The organism is Sphingomonas sandaracina, from assembly GCF_036663695.1.
Taxonomy (GTDB): Bacteria; Pseudomonadota; Alphaproteobacteria; order Sphingomonadales; family Sphingomonadaceae; genus Sphingomonas.
This window is the reverse complement of sequence record NZ_JAXOJK010000002.1, coordinates 321,880-338,864: the sequence shown is the minus strand read 5'-3', so window position 1 is coordinate 338,864 and position 16,985 is coordinate 321,880. Positions and strand designations below refer to the sequence as shown.

General features: G+C 65.4%; 9 protein-coding genes. 2 read left to right on the top strand and 7 right to left on the bottom strand.

The features are described 5' to 3' along the window. Window positions 1–58 precede the first annotated feature (58 nt). The 6 genes from U1707_RS06870 to U1707_RS06845 all read right to left on the bottom strand — a co-directional run bounded on the left by U1707_RS06870 (window position 59) and on the right by U1707_RS06845 (window position 9,209). Window positions 59–1,603, bottom strand: coding sequence for a DHA2 family efflux MFS transporter permease subunit (locus U1707_RS06870; RefSeq protein WP_332799347.1), 1,545 nt, complete (start codon window positions 1,601–1,603; stop codon window positions 59–61). Between the two features lie 256 nt (window positions 1,604–1,859). Next, a complete protein-coding gene (locus U1707_RS06865; protein WP_332799346.1) occupies window positions 1,860–3,023 on the bottom strand; it encodes an HlyD family secretion protein in 1,164 nt (387 codons plus the stop codon). Then, window positions 3,020–4,456, bottom strand: coding sequence for an efflux transporter outer membrane subunit (locus U1707_RS06860; protein ID WP_332799345.1), 1,437 nt, complete (start codon window positions 4,454–4,456; stop codon window positions 3,020–3,022). The genes U1707_RS06865 and U1707_RS06860 overlap by 4 nt, the downstream gene beginning before the upstream one ends. Beyond that, entirely contained in the window at window positions 4,453–4,926 is a 474-nt protein-coding gene (locus U1707_RS06855) for a MarR family winged helix-turn-helix transcriptional regulator (protein ID WP_332799344.1), read from the bottom strand. Before U1707_RS06855 ends, U1707_RS06860 begins: the two co-directional genes overlap by 4 nt. 81 nt (window positions 4,927–5,007) lie before the next feature. Continuing rightward, a complete protein-coding gene (locus tag U1707_RS06850) occupies window positions 5,008–5,169 on the bottom strand; it encodes a hypothetical protein (RefSeq protein WP_332799343.1) in 162 nt (53 codons plus the stop codon). Window positions 5,170–5,666: 497 nt separating this feature from the next. Continuing rightward, entirely contained in the window at window positions 5,667–9,209 is a 3,543-nt protein-coding gene (locus tag U1707_RS06845; protein WP_332799342.1) for an autotransporter domain-containing protein, read from the bottom strand. A 426-nt stretch (window positions 9,210–9,635) separates the two neighbouring features. Here U1707_RS06845 and acnA point away from each other — a divergent pair, with 426 nt between their 5' ends. Next, window positions 9,636–12,320, top strand: coding sequence for an aconitate hydratase AcnA (gene acnA, locus U1707_RS06840; protein WP_332799341.1), 2,685 nt, complete (start codon window positions 9,636–9,638; stop codon window positions 12,318–12,320). Between the two features lie 473 nt (window positions 12,321–12,793). Here the strand turns inward: acnA and putA are convergent, their stop codons facing one another. Next, on the bottom strand, window positions 12,794–16,393 hold the full coding sequence (gene putA, locus U1707_RS06835) for a trifunctional transcriptional regulator/proline dehydrogenase/L-glutamate gamma-semialdehyde dehydrogenase (RefSeq protein ID WP_332799340.1): 3,600 nt from the start codon (window positions 16,391–16,393) through the stop codon (window positions 12,794–12,796). 125 nt (window positions 16,394–16,518) lie between these two features. Between putA and U1707_RS06830 the strand changes: the two genes are divergently transcribed. Beyond that, on the top strand, window positions 16,519–16,962 hold the full coding sequence (locus U1707_RS06830) for an Lrp/AsnC family transcriptional regulator (RefSeq protein WP_332799785.1): 444 nt from the start codon (window positions 16,519–16,521) through the stop codon (window positions 16,960–16,962). Window positions 16,963–16,985: the final 23 nt, after the last annotated feature.

Below are 16,985 nucleotides of genomic sequence, written 5' to 3'. Positions count from 1 at the left end.
ACTGACTTATAGAATACACTCGTTTCGATTGTGTTTCGATCATGCTTAATATTACCGGTCAGTCGGCCGCGATCGGTCCCTCCTGCGGAGTTGGACGGCGCGTGAACCAGACGATCGCGACCAGCGCCAGGCACAGCCATGCCGAGACGCGGAAGATGTCGGTCGACGCCAGCAGATACGCCTGCCCGACCATCTGCCGCGTGATCGCACCCGCTGCCTGGACGTCGTTCAGCCCCATGCGCGTCAACGCTCCCTTAGCCATCTGGTACGGGGATCCCGAACCGACCGCTTCGGACAGGCGCGTCTGGTGCAGCGTCTCGCGGCGATCCCACGCCGTCGTGATCAGCGAAGCCGCGAAGCTGCCCGCCGTGATCCGCGCAAAATTCGAGATGCCGGTCGCCGACGGCAGTCGCTCGGCCGGGATCCGGTCGAACGAGATCGTCAGCATCGCCAGGAAGAACGTGCTCATCGCGATCCCCTGCACCAGCATCGGCCACATCAGATCGTAGAAGCTCGCATAGGTCGTGTAGCCCGAGCGCAGATAATAGGAATAGCCGAACGCCGCGAACGCGACCGTCGCCAGGATCCGCGCATCGATCTTGCCGCTCAGCCGTGCGACGAACGGCGTCAGGATCACCGCGACCGCACCCGACGGCGCCGCGACCAGCCCCGCCCACGTCGCGGTGTAGCCCATCTGCGTCTGCAACCAGAGCGGCAGCAGCAGCGTGTTGGCGAAGAACACCGCATAGCCGAGACAGAAGGCGATGGTCCCGATCGCAAAATTGCGGCTCTTGAACAGCGTCAGGTTCACCGCCGGATTGGCGTCGGTCAGTTCCCAGATCAGCCAGAAGACGAACCCGACTGCGGCGACGACGGCCGCGATCACGATCCGGTCCGACGCGAACCAGTCGTCGTTCTTGCCGAGATCGAGCACGATCTGCAACGCGCCGACCCATATCACGAGCATGATCAGCCCGACCTGATCGATCGGCAGTTTCCGCGTCGGCGTATCGCGCTTGCCAAGCTTGTTCCAGCAAACGAACGCGCAGAACATCCCGAACGGCACGTTGATCAGGAAAATCCAGCTCCAGTGATAATTGTCCGAGATATAGCCGCCGAGGATCGGCCCCATGATCGGCGCGACCAGCGTCGTCATCGACCATATGCCCAGCGCAGTGGAGCGCTTGTGGGCGGGGAAAATCGCGATCAACAGCGCCTGGCTGCCGGGAATCATCGGCCCGGATACCGCGCCTTGCAGTACGCGAAAGCCGATCAGCGACGGCAGATCCCACGCGATTCCGCACAGGAACGACGCGATCGTGAACAGGAACACCGAAACGCAGAACGTCCGCACCACCCCGAACCGGCCCATCAGCCAGCCGGTCAGTGGAACCGCGACGCCGTTGGCGACCGCGAATGCCGTGACGACCCATGTCGAATTGTCGCTCGACACGCCGAGGTTCCCGGCGATCGTCGGTAGCGATACGTTGGCGATCGTCGTGTCGAGCACCTGCATGAACGTACCCAGCGCCAGCGCGAATGCGGTCAGCGCGAGCGAACCACCGACGAGCGGGGCGGGACCGGGTCCTGAGGGGGCCGCCATCAGGTGGCGCTCCGACGGGTCGAGTACCACTGACCCAGGCTACCACCCTGGCGAAGGCCGGGGCCCAGTTGGGGAACGTCGCTAATGAAAGACGGTACGCTGTTACGACCACCTCTCCAATTGGGCCCCGGCCTCCGCCGGGGTGGTGCCAGCGATAAAGGATACCATCCCCGGCTTGTTTCCCTACGAAGGCGGGGACCCAGACTGGGCTTCGGCCTTCGCGGGAGAACGACGAGGGAAGAACGCCACCCGATCATCAACGATTAGCCGCAATGATCTGGCCGATCTTAGCTTCCACCGCGGGGGCGCCTCGGCCGGTCGCCAGTCCCTTGTACGCGGCCGTCGCAGGCCGTCCGACCATCGTCCCGGACGTGTCCGCGGTGTCGACCGTCGCATTCACCGACAGCCCAACGCGCAAAGGATTACGTCGCAGTTCGCCCTTGTCGAGCGCGATGCGCACCGGCACCCGCTGGGTGATCTTGATCCAGTTGCCGCTGGCATTCTGCGGCGGCAACAGCGCGAACGCGTTGCCGCTGCCCGCGCCCAGACCGACGACATGCCCGTGATAGACGAGATCGTCGCCGTACATGTCCGCCGTGACGATCGCCGTCTGCCCGATCCGCAGATCACGCAGCTGCGTCTCACGGAAGTTCGCGTCCACCCAGACCCGGTCGAGCGGCACGACCGCCATTAACGGCATGCCCGCAGACACCTGCTGCCCGAGCTGGACGGTGCGCTGCGCGACGACGCCGTCGATCGGCGCGACCACATGCATATGGCTGCGGATGATCGCCGCACGCCGATACGCTGCGATCGCCGCCATCACCGCCGGGCTAGTCGAAACCGTCGTTCCCGCGACGCCGGTGCGCGATTGTACCTGCTGGCTGCGCGCGAGTTGCAAGGTGGCCTCGGCCACCTTCACCTGATCGACGGCGTGGCTCAGTTCCTCGCCCGAAATCGCACCCTCTGCGGCGGCACCGCGACGGCGCCGCAGGTCGTTGCGCGCGCGTGCCAGCTCGGCCTGCGCCTGCACCACCGCCGCGCCGGTCTCGTTCACCTTCGAGAAGTCCGACCGTGTCGATCGCACCGCGCGCGCGAGTTCCGCCTCGGCCGTGGCCAAGCCGACATCCGCGGTCGCGGCATCCAGATCGATCAGCGGCTGCCCCGCCTTCACCACCTGCGTGTTGTCGGCATGGATTGCGGTCACCTGCCCCGGATCGCGCGCGGTGATCGAGACGACGTCGCCTGCGACATACGCATCGTCGGTTTCCTGCTCGGGCGCGGCGAGCAGGAAGTGGAAAACGGCCCACACGATCGCGCCGATCACGACGATCACGCCAAGGATCGTCAGACCCCGCTTGCGCGCCTTCGGGTTGCCGGCGGGAGCCGCAGGCGCGGCTTGCGTTTCGGTATCGCTCATCGTGTCACATCCTGAAAATCGAACCCGCCGCCCAGCGCCAGCACCAGCTGCACGCGCTGTTGGGCAGCATCCGCGGCAAGGTTGGCATCGGCCTGTTCGGCGGCGAGCAACCGCACATCGTTGTCGACCAGATCGAGCCGGTTATCGAGGCCGCTGGAAACCCGAATGGCGTTCAGCCGTCCGGTTTCGGCGTAACCGCGCACCACATCGCGCTGTCGCGCCCGATCGGCATCGAGCGCACCGATCCGCGCCACGGCGTCGGCCGCTTCGCGCACCGCCGCGACCACGCGGTCGTTATAGTCCGCGGTCGCCAGATCGAGCGCCGCGGTGGCACCCGCCAACCCAGCCTTCAGCCGGCCATTGTCGAAGATCGGCAGATGGATCGCCGGGCCGACGCCCGCCGTCCCGGCGTCGAACGATACAAGATTGCCGAGCCCGACCGCCTGGAACCCCGCCATCGCGGCCAGGTTCACATTGGGATAGAAGGCGCGCCGTGCGACCTGACGCCCTGCGGCTGCCGCTTCGATCCGCGCCTGTGCCGCGGCGATGTCCGCGCGGCGTGCAAGCAGGTCCGCCGGCACTGACGTCGGTAACGGCAACACCGCATCGAGGTTCAACGCCGTCGCACCGATCGTCGAGGGATAATCGACGCCGCGCCCCGCGAGCGCCGCCAGCGCATTCCTGGCGAGCACCTGACTTGCCTGCGCCCGCAACAGCGCCTGCTGCGCCTGTGCCAGCAACGTCGTCGCCGCCTGCGCATCGAGCTTGCTGCCGAGCTGGTTGCGGATCCGCACGTTGACCAGCCGCAGCGTATTCTGCCGCGTGGCGATCGTCCGCCGGGCGATGGCCGTCTGTGCCTCGGCGCGTTCGAGGTCGATATAGGTCTGCACGACCGCACCCGACAGCGTTAGCCGTGCCGCCGCCACGTCGAGTGCCGCGGCGCGTACCGATGCGCGTGCGCCCGCGATCGCCGCCTTCTGACGACCGAACAGATCGAGGTTCCAGCTGAGGTTCGCCGCTGCCGTCCCGACGAACTGCGCCGTTCCGGCATAGGGCGGCGGTATGGTGTACCGTCCGCTCAGCCGTGCATATTGCTCCTGCGCGTCGAGCGTCACCTCGGGACCATTGTCCGCGCGGTTCGTCGCCAGCACCGCCTGGGCCCGCGTAACCCTCGCCAGCGCGGCGTCGAGCGTCGGATTGCCCGCCACCGCATCGCCGACCAGCCGATCGAGCTGCGGATCGCCGAACCCGCGCCACCAGTCCGCCGCGACGACCTGTCCGACGCCTGCCGTAGAGCCGGAGGAAAGCCCCAGCGCCGAGGGTGCCATCGGCGTCACGCTGGTCTGCGACGCCGGGATCGCACAGCCTGCAAGCGATCCCGCCAGCAATGCCGCCAGCAATGGCGTCGGGGAAACCGTGTAGCGCACAGTCATGGTTGACGGCCTTCCGTGAGAGCATCGTCCAACGTCGTGCGAAGCTTCTGCATGAGCCCTATCAATGTCTCGACCTCGTCTGCTGCCCAGCCATCGGAAAGGAGAGCGTTCCAATAGGCGACGATCCTGTCGCGACACCGGATCGCAACCGCCTCGCCTTCCGGCGACAGCTCCAGATTGAGCACGCGCCGATCGTCGCTCGCCCGCGATCGCGTAACCCATCCGCGCTGTTCCATCGTATCGACGAGCCGCGTGCTGGCGCCCTTGTCGTAGGACAGGTCGCGGGCAAGATCCGCGCACGTCGACGACCGTCCGGCGAGAAGCGACATGAGCGCGGACCATTGCGTCGACGAGACGCCCTCGTCGATGAAGATTGGTTCGATCAGGCTTTGCCCGATCTGGTGGACGCGCCGCGCCAGATAGCCGAGCGAACACTCAGGCCCGAACTCGGCAGGGGTGAAATACATCATATGGTTGCCTTGGCAACCATTGCCCAGGCAGTCAATTACGAAATGCGCTTGCCTGGGTCGCGCTGTCGTCGATAGGCGTAATCACCCCTCGAGCGTTGCGATCCGCTCCTCCGCACAGAGCAGGCAATCGTCCAACTTGGCCCCCAGCATGAACTCATGCTCCGCATCGGCGATATCGCGCGACTCGTTCAACAGGCGACAGATAACCGCCAAACGCTCGATGATGTGATCTGGGCTTTTCATCGGACTTCCCCAATTCGCTTCTCGATGTCCACGATACCGAACGGCACCCGGGACGCCTGACAATCGACCTGCCCCCGCGCAAGGTTTGCGCGTCCGTCGCCGTGCTAAGCAACGATATCGAACATAGTCGATCACGAGTATAGGACGCGAATGCAACACATACGCTCGCCGCGCCAGTTGTGGTTTATACTATGGTATCGGTCTCAAGAGGCAAGCGGGATTATCCACGATTCTTGACCGAGTTGAATCATCGCATCGAAGGGCATTTGATTACCGGCCAACCTTAACTGATCTTGTTTGGCTTTACAGCAACTAACAAATGTCAGGTTATCGGCATTGCGAGGTGCAAGCCAAGCGCGATGCCAATCATGACGCGCGCCGCCCATGATGCTCGACGTCGGGAGCGAGACGCCGATCGAGGCGGACAGGAAAAAGGCTACCCGTAACGATGGGTAGCCTTTTCTGCTGTGCCGCTGGGCACGGCCGGCGAAGTAACGTCAGAAGCGGATGCTGATCGACCCCTTGTAGGTCTGGTTCGACACGTCCTTGCGCTCGACATTGGTGTCGGCGCCGATCGAGACGTCGACGCGGTCGCCGACCAGCGTCAGTCCGGCGCTCACTTCGCCCCAGTTCTTGTCCTGGCCGGCGAGCGCGAACAGCGCGTTCGGGCCGATCCCGCCGACGAAGTTCGCGCCGAACACGCCCGGTGTCGAGTTGAAGTCGTGAACGTAATTGGCCGCGACATACGGCTTGAGCGAGGCGCCGCCACTGAGGAACAGCCCGGCACGCCCCTGAACGCTGTCGAAGCTGTCGCGGTCGACGTACAGTGCCGGACCGCTGCCGTCCTGGCCACCCGTCTCGATCGACTTGCCGAAGCCGATATGGCTGGCGCGGATCGACACGCGCGGACCGACCTTCAGCATCGACAGGTCGAACGCCTTGCCGAGACCGACCTCGCCGACCAGCGTCAGCGCGTTGTCGGTGCTGCGCAGGCGATAGCTGGTGCCGACGAAACCGACCGTCCGATCGGTCTTGGCGACGAACGCGCCCGCGCTGAACTGCGTGTCCAGGATGATGCCCGACGCACTCTCCAGCTTGCCGTACACCGTCCCCTGGTACAGCGCGCCCTTGGCTCGCTGCGGGATCCCGCCGGTGGTGCCGTCGGTGTCGGTGTACGAGACCGACAGGCCGATCACCGTGCCCTCGCCGGCCTGCTTCTCCAGACCGCCGGCGATGAAATAGCCGTCGAAATCGTCACGACCGCCGAACGGGATCGCGGTCGGCATCGAACGGCTGCGGCCGTCGATATAGCCGCCGGCAATGAAGCCGCTCATGTCGTCGGGGAGCTTACCCGACTGCATGACCGGACCGCCGGTATCGCTCATCATGTCCTGACCGCCCGGCAGGTCGCTCGCCATCAGCGACGCCACCTGGAACGGCTTGCCGATCAGCGCGAGCGTGCCACCCATCCCGTTACGCGTATCGATCTGCGCGATGCGATCACGGTAGAACCGCGACATCGTGTCGAGCGATGCCACGCCCAGGCTCGACTTCAGGGTTTCCGCGCGGGGGGCCAGCCCTTCGAGCGTCGAACGGATCGTCGCCGCGTTCTGCAGGTCGAGCGTACCATACACCCTGCTAAGCGCCGCGTAGTTCGACCGGTTCTGGTCGAGCAGGCCCGCATAGGCGGTCTGGATCGGCGTCGCGGCGACGACGTTGCTGTATTGCCCGGCGGCAATCCGCACCTGCACCGCATTGGCGCTGTAGACGTAGGTCGGCGTCAGGATCGCGCTGAGCGGAGTCGCCGCATTGAACGCGCCTGTTACCCCGCCCTGCCCGGTCACGATCGTATAGACATCGTTCGAACGGATCGTCTGTCCTGCGACGGGCGCGAAACCGACGCTGCCGCCGAGATTGACGATACCGTTGGTTGCCGCACCGCTCGCATTGAACGTCGTCGCTGCGAACGCGAGCCTGTCCGACGTGCCGTTGGCGCCGAGATCGACGAGCAGGTTGGTGCCCGACGCGAGAATGCCGTTACCGGCGATCGTCAGCGTTCCGATCGTCCCCATCGTGCCGGGCGCGATCATGCCCGAGACGCTGGTGAAGAACGGCGTATTGATCCGCCCCGATCCGGTCAGCAGGCCGGCGAGCATGAAATAATCGCCCGGCGTCGAGATCACGCCGTCGTTCTGCACGCTGCCGGTAACCTGGTTGATCGTCATCAGGCTGGTGAGCGACCCCGCCGACGTCACCGCCAGCTTGGCGGCACTGGCGGCGACGGTGAACTTGTCGACCGTCACCGTCGAGGCGAGCGTCGTAGTGCCGGCGGCCGCCAGCGTGACGTCGTAATAGCGTGCGCTACGCTGGATGCGGCGATCGGGATCGATGTTGTTCGGCACGAAGTCGGTCGCGCCGGGCAGTCCGTTGGCGAGCGTCGGCGACAGCACGGCGAGTGCCACCGCGTCCTTGCCCGCCTGCGCGATGTCGTCCACCCCCGCCAGCAACGACGCATCGGCCTTGCCACCCTGCGCCACGCTTTCGAGCATCATGCCTTCCGCGGCGACACCGCCCGTCGCGACCTTGGTCACGACCGCTGGCGCTGCTACCGTCGCCGTGACCGGGACGCCGTTGACCGTCTCGACGCCCGTCTTCACGTCGACGCAATTCGTCTGGAAACACACCTGCCCGAACTTGTTGCCGTCTCCCGCGATGCCGGCACCCGTGGTGGTCGGCACGCCGTTCACCAGCTTGCCGTCGACGATGATCTGATAGTTCGGATCGAGCGCGGTCACCCAGTGCGACGCGTCGGTCCACTGACCGTCGCCGGCCTTGGTCTGCGCATAGCGATACGGGTTGTTCGCCGTGATATAGTCAGAGAACAGGTAAAGCGGCTGGTAAAAGCTCGCCGTGCCGTAGGCGCCAAACGGCGTCGCGCCATAGAAGCGGTTGCCGCCCGACAATACGCCGATCACCACCTGCTTGGCGAAGGTGCGGTCGAGGATCAGCGGACCACCCGAATCGCCGCCCGCCGTGGTACCCTCGTTGGGCAGCGCGTCGTCCTTGAACAGGTTGAAGTCGTACGGGCTTGCCGCGGCGGTGCCACGGCGGGGATCGTCGAAGTCGAGCTGGTACAGGTTCTGCGGCCGGTCGCTCCCCGCTCCGAACAGGAATGCGTCGCGATCGTCGAACGACCCGAGGATACCGATCGTGTTCTCGGCGATCCGACGGCGGTAATCGATACCGTCGGTATCGCCGACCAGCGTCCCGCCCTGCCCGCTGCGGCCATAGCCGGTGATCGTCACGTGATAGCCCGTGCCGGTCGTGGGGTTGATCGCGGCGGGTGCCGGCAATGCCGACAGCAGCAGCGCCCAGGTCGGCACGTTGGCGGCCGGCGTATCGAGCGTCGCGATCGCCACGTCGCCTTGGATGAAGTTCTGCGCGAGGCCGAGCTTCAGCGAGTCGGCGTTATAGACGACCTGGTTGACGTTATAGAGGAAGTTGGCGGTGTTGGTCTTGTATTGCTGAGCGTTGACTGTCCCGGTCGCGGTCGTCGGCAGGAACCACTCGCGCACCGCCGGCAGGTTGTTCTGCGCAAAACCGAACGCGATCGGGATGCCGCCGTCCTTGGAACCATACTCCCAGGGGTTTTGCGCGCCGGTGCCGGCGGCATTCGTGTTCACGCAGTGCGCAGCGAAGATCACCGTGCGCGGATTGATCAACGAACCGGTACAGACTGAAAGGCCACCGCCGCCCGACGCAACGGTCATCTGGCCTACACCGTTGACGCTGCCGGCGGTGTCCTGCGCGGTGGTCGGCGTACCGGGCGCCGAGATGACGATGCTCGGCGCGTCGTCCAGTTCCGCCGGGTTCAGCGAGCTGCCATATCGGAAGGATTCCGCGTATGTCGGACGATCCTGTGCCAATGCCATGCCCGGAACCATGACGGATGCCATCAGCGCGGTGGACGCGAGCAAGTTCAGCCGCGAACGGCGCGAGGTAAGCGCCATGGCGCTCGGGCCAGCCGAAACGATCGTCATCGATATAATCCCCTGTTCGTGCCGCCCATGCCCGGAACGTGCACTATGGCGTGACGCTATTCAGACCGATTTCGGAACGCAATCGAGGATGTATCGACTTCTACGTCTTTGTAATAATTCGTAACAAACGCGTTAAATATGCCACAGCAGGGTCAAGGGTGTTGACGACTTGTCCGGGTCGATAAGGCGAGCCGCCGTCGGACGACACGCACCGCAACGCCGCGTCAAACTGATAGCGCTATCGCCGACTGCACCCCGATCGAATACCGTGCAGTGCGGCAACCCCACCCTTCCCCGATGCCCTCCCCCTTGCTAAGGCCCCATCGGTAACAGCATTTTTCGCTCGGTTCCCGACGCGCCCGCGTGGCCTATATGGCTGCTTTCCCCTCGGCGCCCGGCGGCCCGACGCCTACGGGAAGGACCCCTATGACTGCCATTGGCCAGGATACTCTCAAGACCCGCACCAGCCTGTCGACCGGCGGCAAGTCGTACGACTATTACAGCCTCGCCAAGGCGTCCGAACAGCTCGGCGACATCAGCCGGCTCCCGTTCTCGATGAAGGTCCTTCTCGAGAATTTGCTGCGCTTCGAGGACGGCGTGACCGTCACGCGCGACGACATCCAGGCGATCGTCGACTGGCAGAAGGAGCGTCGCAGCGACCGCGAGATCCAGTATCGCCCCGCGCGGGTGCTGATGCAGGATTTCACCGGCGTGCCTTGCGTGGTCGATCTCGCCGCGATGCGCGATGCGATGACCAAGCTCGGCGGCAACCCCGAGAAGATCAACCCGCAGGTCCCCGTCCACCTCGTCATCGATCACTCGGTGATGGTCGACGAGTTCGGCACCCCCCAGGCGTTCCACGACAATGTCGACCTCGAATATGAGCGCAACATCGAGCGCTACGAGTTTCTCAAATGGGGCAGCAAGGCGCTCGACAATTTCCAGGTCGTCCCCCCCGGCACCGGTATCTGCCACCAGGTGAACCTCGAATATATCGGTCAGGCTGTCTGGTCGTCGGCATCGTCGGGTGACCACGGCGACGGCACGATGATCGCATATCCGGACACGCTGGTCGGCACCGACAGCCACACGACGATGATCAACGGTCTCGGCGTGCTCGGCTGGGGCGTCGGCGGGATCGAGGCCGAGGCCGCGATGCTCGGCCAGCCGGTCTCGATGCTGATCCCCGAAGTCGTCGGCTTCAAGCTGACCGGCGCGCTGAACGAGGGCATCACCGCCACCGATCTCGTGCTGACCGTCACGCAGATGCTGCGCGCCAAGGGCGTGGTCGGCCGCTTCGTCGAGTTCTTCGGTCCAGGCCTGTCGTCGATGACGCTCGCCGACCGCGCGACGATCGCCAACATGGCGCCCGAATACGGCGCGACCTGCGGCTTCTTCCCGATCGACGACAAGACGCTCGATTACATGCGCCTCACCGCGCGTTCGGACGAGAACGTCGAGCTGGTCGAGGCCTATGCCAAAGCCAACGGCTTCTGGCGCGACGAGAACGCCGCAGACCCGATCTTCACCGACACGCTCGAACTGGACATGGGCACCGTCGTCGCATCGCTTGCAGGTCCGAAGCGCCCGCAGGACCGCGTCAGCCTCAACAAGGTCGACGAGGTGTTCAACAGCGACCTCCACAAGCTGTACCACAAGGAGCAGCCCGCGCGCGTCGCAGTCGAAGGTCGCGAGCATGACATCGGCGACGGCGACGTCGTGATCGCCGCGATCACCAGCTGCACCAACACGTCGAACCCCTCGGTGCTGGTCGCCGCAGGGCTCGTGGCCCGCAAGGCCAACGCGCTCGGCCTCAAGTCGAAGCCGTGGGTGAAGACCTCGCTCGCCCCCGGTTCGCAGGTTGTCACCGACTATCTGGACAAGGCTGGCCTCACCGCGGACCTGAACGCGCTCGGCTTCAACCTCGTCGGTTACGGCTGCACCACCTGCATCGGCAACTCGGGTCCGCTGGCTCCTGCGATTTCGGCTGCGATCAACGAGAACGACCTCGTCGCCGCGTCGGTGCTCTCAGGCAACCGCAACTTCGAAGGCCGCGTGTCGCCCGACGTGCGCGCCAACTTCCTCGCCTCGCCGCCGCTCGTGGTCGCCTATGCGATCAAGGGCACCGTCACGACCGACATGATCGAGACGCCGCTGGGCCAGGGTTCAGATGGCCAGGACGTGTATTTGCGCGACATCTGGCCAACCAACGAGGAAGTCCGCACGACGATGGACGCCAACATCGACGCCGGCATGTTCGGTGCGCGCTACGGCGACGTCTATGCGGGCGACGCCAAGTGGCGCGAGATCGACGTCACGGGTTCGGACACCTACGCATGGCGCGCAGGGTCGACCTATGTCGCCAACCCGCCGTACTTCGAGGGCCTCAGCATGACGCCGTCGCCGGTGCAGGACATCATCGACGCCAAGCCACTCGCGATCCTCGGCGATTCGATCACCACCGATCACATCTCGCCGGCAGGTTCGATCAAGGCCGACAGCCCCGCCGGCCGCTTCCTGCAGGAGCATCAGGTCAGCAAGGCGGACTTCAACAGCTATGGCGCGCGTCGCGGCAACCATGACGTGATGATGCGCGGCACCTTCGCCAACATCCGCATCAAGAACGAGATGGTCCCCGGCGTCGAGGGCGGCATGTCGAAATACGACGGCGAAGTCATGGCGATCTACGACGCCGCGATGCGCTTCAAGCAGGACGGCACCCCGCTGGTGATCGTCGCCGGCAAGGAATACGGCACCGGTTCGTCGCGCGACTGGGCGGCGAAGGGCACCAACCTGCTCGGCGTCCGCGCCGTGATCACCGAGAGCTTCGAGCGTATCCACCGCTCGAACCTGGTCGGCATGGGTGTGCTGCCGTTGCAGTTCGCCGAAGGCACCGATCGCAAGACGCTCGGCCTCGACGGTTCGGAGACGTTCACGATCCTCGACGTCGCGAGCATCCGCCCGCGTCAGGACGTTACCGTGAAGATGACCCGCGCCGACGGCACCAGCGAGACGTTCCAGACCAAGTGCCGGATCGATACCGTCAACGAGCTGGAATATTTCCTCAACGGCGGCATCCTCCACTACGTGCTGCGCAAGCTGGCCGCGTAAGACCTATCCCGTCATCCCGGAGCGATCCGGGATGCTGGATATCCAACTACCGTCATCCCAGCGAACGCCGGGATATCCCCGTGAGGCTCCCGTGGCCCACCACGAGGGATATCGCGCGTTCGCTGGGATGACGTGTATTGGCGGACGATGGAAAGGGGACATTTTCGCCCAGTGTCAGACGCCGCTCAGCGGTCAGCAGCGGGCACGCGCGTCGGCAAGGCGTTCTTGACCACGCTACGTCCCAAACACAAAAAGGCGGGGCGACCATGAAGGTCGCCCCGTAGTTCAGGGAGAGGACCGGGACAGGGGGGACCCGGTCGAAGTCGCCGTCCACAGGGGGAGAGGGAGCGGCGACGCCCTCCCTTTCGTCCCGATATGTTGCAGGAATATGTCGGCAACGTGCGCGAGTGAGATTTTTACAATTAAAGTGCGCTTAGGCATCATTATGGTACCGCCGCGTCGGTCTATGCGCGTTATCCGATCATCATCAGGCTGGCATTGCCTCCCGCTGCGGTCGTGTTGATCGAGGTCGACACTTCCTCCAGCAACCAGTCCGGCGTGTAGGCACATGGCCCCTCGCGCCTGGCCGCGTGGACGAGGACGATCGGCCCCGGCATCGCCGCAACCCGTTCGACCATCTCCGCCACCGCCGACGCGTCACCCTCGATCAGCACCGCGCCGAACACGGCATCGTCGTCTTCGAATACCGAGGCGACCGCCGCAGGAAGCCCAACAGGCAGCGTCATGCCTTCGATCTGCGCGCTGTTGCCCGTCGCGAGCACGACCGCCATCTGCTCCAGCAAGCCGTCCGACGTGGCAGGCTTCAACAGCACCCGGCCACGCGGATGCAGGGCATAGACATTACGCTCGCCGACCGGACCCGGCAGCAGCGTTTCGACCCCGAGCCGCGACTCGTCGCGGTAGCGACGCGCCGCAGTGGCGGTTGCCCGATGGCCACGCTGCCCTAGCCAAGCGATGAACGAGTCGAGCAGCGGCACCGCGCTACCGGACCCCGGTCGCGCATTCGCGGCCTCGGTCACGAGCCGCCCGAGATACAGTGGGCCGCCCGCCTTAGGACCGGTCCCGGACAGGCCGCGCCCGCCAAACGGCTGAACGCCCACGATCGCGCCGATGACGTTGCGATTGACGTAGATGTTACCCGCCTTCACCCGCGCCGTGATCTGCGCGACGGTCGCGTCGAGACGGGTGTGCAACCCGAAGGTCAGGCCGTACCCGGTCGCATTGATCGCATCGATCAGCGCATCGAGCTTATCCCGCCGAAACCGGAGGACGTGCAGCACGGGCCCGAACACCTCGCGTTCGACGTCGCCGATCTGATCGATCTCGATGATCGTCGGCGCGACGAACGTGCCGTGCGCGCACTCGGGCGGCAGGTCCTGCTGGTCGATACGATGCCCCGCCGCACGCATCCGGGCGATGTGCGCGTCGATGCCGGTCTTCGCCTCGGCGGTGATGACCGGACCGATATCGACCGCGAGCCGGTCGGTGCGGCCGATCCGCAATTCCTTCAGCGCGCCCTTCAACATCGCCAGCGTGCGATCCGCGACCTCGTCCTGAAGGCACAGGATGCGCAGCGCAGAGCACCGCTGTCCCGCACTATCGAACGCCGACGCGATCACGTCCGCCACGACCTGTTCCGCCAGCGCCGACGAATCGACGATCATCGCGTTCTGGCCACCGGTTTCGGCGATCAGCGGGATAGGCGCGCCGGTCGCGGACAGACGCGTCGCCAATTGTCGCTGGATCAGGCGCGCGACGTCGGTCGAACCCGTGAACATCACCGCCGCGGTCTGCTGCGCGCCGACCAGCGCCGCACCGATCGCGCCGTCACCCGTCACCAGCTGCAAGGCATCCGTCGGAATGCCGGCGTCGTGCAACAGTCGCACCGCTTCGGCTGCGATCAGCGGTGTTTCCTCGGCAGGCTTGGCGAGCACCGGATTGCCCGCGACCAGCGCCGCGGCCACCTGCCCCGCAAAGATCGCCAGCGGGAAGTTCCAGGGACTGATGCAGACGACCGGCCCCAGCGCGGTCTGGGCCGGGCCCATCGTCGTGCGTGCCTGCTGCGCGTAATAGCGCAGGAAATCGATCGCCTCACGGACCTCGCCGATCGCGTTCGCCGCCGACTTGCCCGCCTCGCGGATCACAAGACCGATCAGGATCGGCATCCGCACCTGCATCGCGTCGGCCGCACGGTCGAGCGCCGCGGCACGATCGGCCACCGGCGTTGCGGACCAATTGCTCGCGGCTGCCAGCGCCACGGCAGCACGCGCGTCCTCGACGGAGACTTCGGCTACGTTGCCGACGACATCGCAGTGGTCAGCCGGGTTGAGCACCGGACGCGTTTCGCCGGCCGCCTCGGAGCCGGCATGCCAAGCGATTGCCGCGCTTTCCCGCAAAGCGTCGCCCAACGCCGCCAACGCCGTCTCGTCGCTGAGATCGATGCCGTCCGAGTTGCGGCGGTCCGGGAACAGCCCGCCCGGCAGCGCGATCTCGTCGTGGCGCGCTCCCGGATTCGACATCGCCGACACGATATCGACGGGATCGGCAATCATGGCGTCGATCGAGATCGCTGGATCGGCGATCCGGTTGACGAACGACGAGTTCGCCCCGTTTTCGAGCAGCCGGCGGACGAGATACGCCAGCAACGTCTCATGCGTGCCGACCGGCGCGTAAATCCGGCACGGACGGTCAAGCTTATCGGCCTCCACCACCTGCTGATACAGCGGCTCGCCCATTCCGTGCAGGCACTGGAACTCGTATTTGCCGATCGCGAAATCGGGTCCGGCAAGCTGATAGATCGTCGCCAGCGTCTGCGCGTTGTGAGTTGCGAACTGCGGGAAGACGGCATCCGGCGCGGCGAGCAGTTTGCGCGCGCACGCGATGTACGCGATGTCGGTATGCAGCTTGCGCGTGTAGACCGGGAAGTCGGCGAGCCCGTCGACCTGCGCACGCTTGATCTCGGCATCCCAATAGGCGCCCTTGACCAGCCGGACCATGATCCGCCGCTCCGATCGCCGCGCGAGATCGACGATCCAGTCGATCACGAACGGGCACCGCTTGCCATAGCCCTGGACGACGAAGCCGAGCCCGTTCCAACCGGCCAGATCGGGATCGAGCGCCAGGCTTTCGAGCAAGTCGAGCGACAGTTCGAGACGGTCGGCCTCTTCCGCATCGATGTTGAAGCCGATGTCGTAGCGCTTCGACAGTGCGGCAAGACGCGCCACCATCGGCAGCAATTCGTCCATCACCCGCGCCGCCTGCCCGCGGGCATAGCGCGGGTGCAGCGCGGACAATTTGATCGAGATGCCCGGCCCCGCGTAGACACCGCGCCCTGCCGACGCCTTGCCGATCGCATGAATCGCGGCTTCGTAGTCTGCATAATAGCGCGCCGCATCGGCGGCCGTCGTCGCAGCCTCGCCGAGCATGTCGTAGCTGTAGCCGAAGCCCTTGGCCTCCAGGTCGCGCGCGCGCTTGAGCGCCTGCTTGATCGTCTCGCCGGTGACGAACTGCTCGCCCATCATTCGCATCGCCAGATCGACGCCGCGGCGGATGACCGGTTCGCCGACCCGCGCGACCAGCCGCGACAACGCTGCGCCGAGCCCGCGATCGTCGACGCTGCCGACCAGCTTGCCGGTCACCACCAGCCCCCAGGTCGCGGCATTGACGAACAGCGACTTGCCGCCGCCGAGATGCGCGTTCCAGTCGCCGCCGGCGATCTTGTCGCGGATCAGCGCGTCGCGCGTCGCGTCGTCGGGAATGCGGAGCAATGCCTCGGCGAGGCACATCAGCGCGACGCCCTCCTGGCTTGAGAGCGAATACTCCTGAACCAGCCCCTCGACGCCGGTTCCGCGGTGTTCGGCGCGCATCCGCGTCACCAGATCCCGCGCCGTTTCGCGCACTGCGGCATGCGTTTCCGGGTCCAGCGTCGCGGATGCGATCAGCGGGGCGAGCGCCTCAGCCTCGTCCAGCCGGTAGGCGGCGGTGATCGCCGCGCGCAGCGAAGACGGCTCCCGGATAGCGGGGGCGAAAACGGCGAAGGGCTGGCTGGTCATGCAACCGCCATAGATGCGTTGCGAAAGTCGATCCGACTTATGTATCAGCCCGCGGCGGGCTATATCGCTTTTATACAGGCCATCTTTGGCTCGATTGGAGAACTCTCGTGCCAACAACAGTCGAAATGGATGGCTTCGACCACAAGATCGTCGCTGCGTTGCTGGAGGACGGTCGGATGTCGGTCACAGACCTGGCGCAGGTCGTCGGGCTGTCGAAGACACCCTGTCAGGTTCGCCTGCGCAAGCTGATCACAAACGGCGTGATCCGCGGATTTTGCGCCATCGTCGATGCCGAGAAAATGGGGCTGGATCACGTCGCCTTCGCCGAGGTGAAGCTCGACGACACACGCGAACAGGCCTTGAAGGCGTTCAACGCCGCGGTCCGTCGCATCCCCGAAGTCGAGGAATGCCACATGATCGCGAGCAGCTTCGACTATCTGCTGAAGGTCCGCACCGCCGATATCCGCCGCTACCGCGCGGTGCTCGGCGAGAAGATCTCCAGCCTGCCGCATGTCGCGAGCACGTCGACCTTCGTGGCGATGGAAACCGTCAAGGACCGGACCCGCTGAGCGACGGGCCCGGGTCGTCCGCA

Coding starts and splice junctions, on each gene's coding strand:
- U1707_RS06865 (WP_332799346.1), bottom strand. CDS start 3,023: ATGAGCGATACCGAAACGCAAGCCGCGCCTGCGGCTCCCGCCGGCAAC.
- U1707_RS06870 (WP_332799347.1), bottom strand. CDS start 1,603: ATGGCGGCCCCCTCAGGACCCGGTCCCGCCCCGCTCGTCGGTGGTTCG.
- U1707_RS06860 (WP_332799345.1), bottom strand. CDS start 4,456: ATGACTGTGCGCTACACGGTTTCCCCGACGCCATTGCTGGCGGCATTG.
- U1707_RS06830 (WP_332799785.1), top strand. CDS start 16,519: ATGGATGGCTTCGACCACAAGATCGTCGCTGCGTTGCTGGAGGACGGT.
- U1707_RS06850 (WP_332799343.1), bottom strand. CDS start 5,169: ATGAAAAGCCCAGATCACATCATCGAGCGTTTGGCGGTTATCTGTCGC.
- putA (WP_332799340.1), bottom strand. CDS start 16,393: ATGACCAGCCAGCCCTTCGCCGTTTTCGCCCCCGCTATCCGGGAGCCG.
- acnA (WP_332799341.1), top strand. CDS start 9,636: ATGACTGCCATTGGCCAGGATACTCTCAAGACCCGCACCAGCCTGTCG.
- U1707_RS06855 (WP_332799344.1), bottom strand. CDS start 4,926: ATGATGTATTTCACCCCTGCCGAGTTCGGGCCTGAGTGTTCGCTCGGC.
- U1707_RS06845 (WP_332799342.1), bottom strand. CDS start 9,209: ATGACGATCGTTTCGGCTGGCCCGAGCGCCATGGCGCTTACCTCGCGC.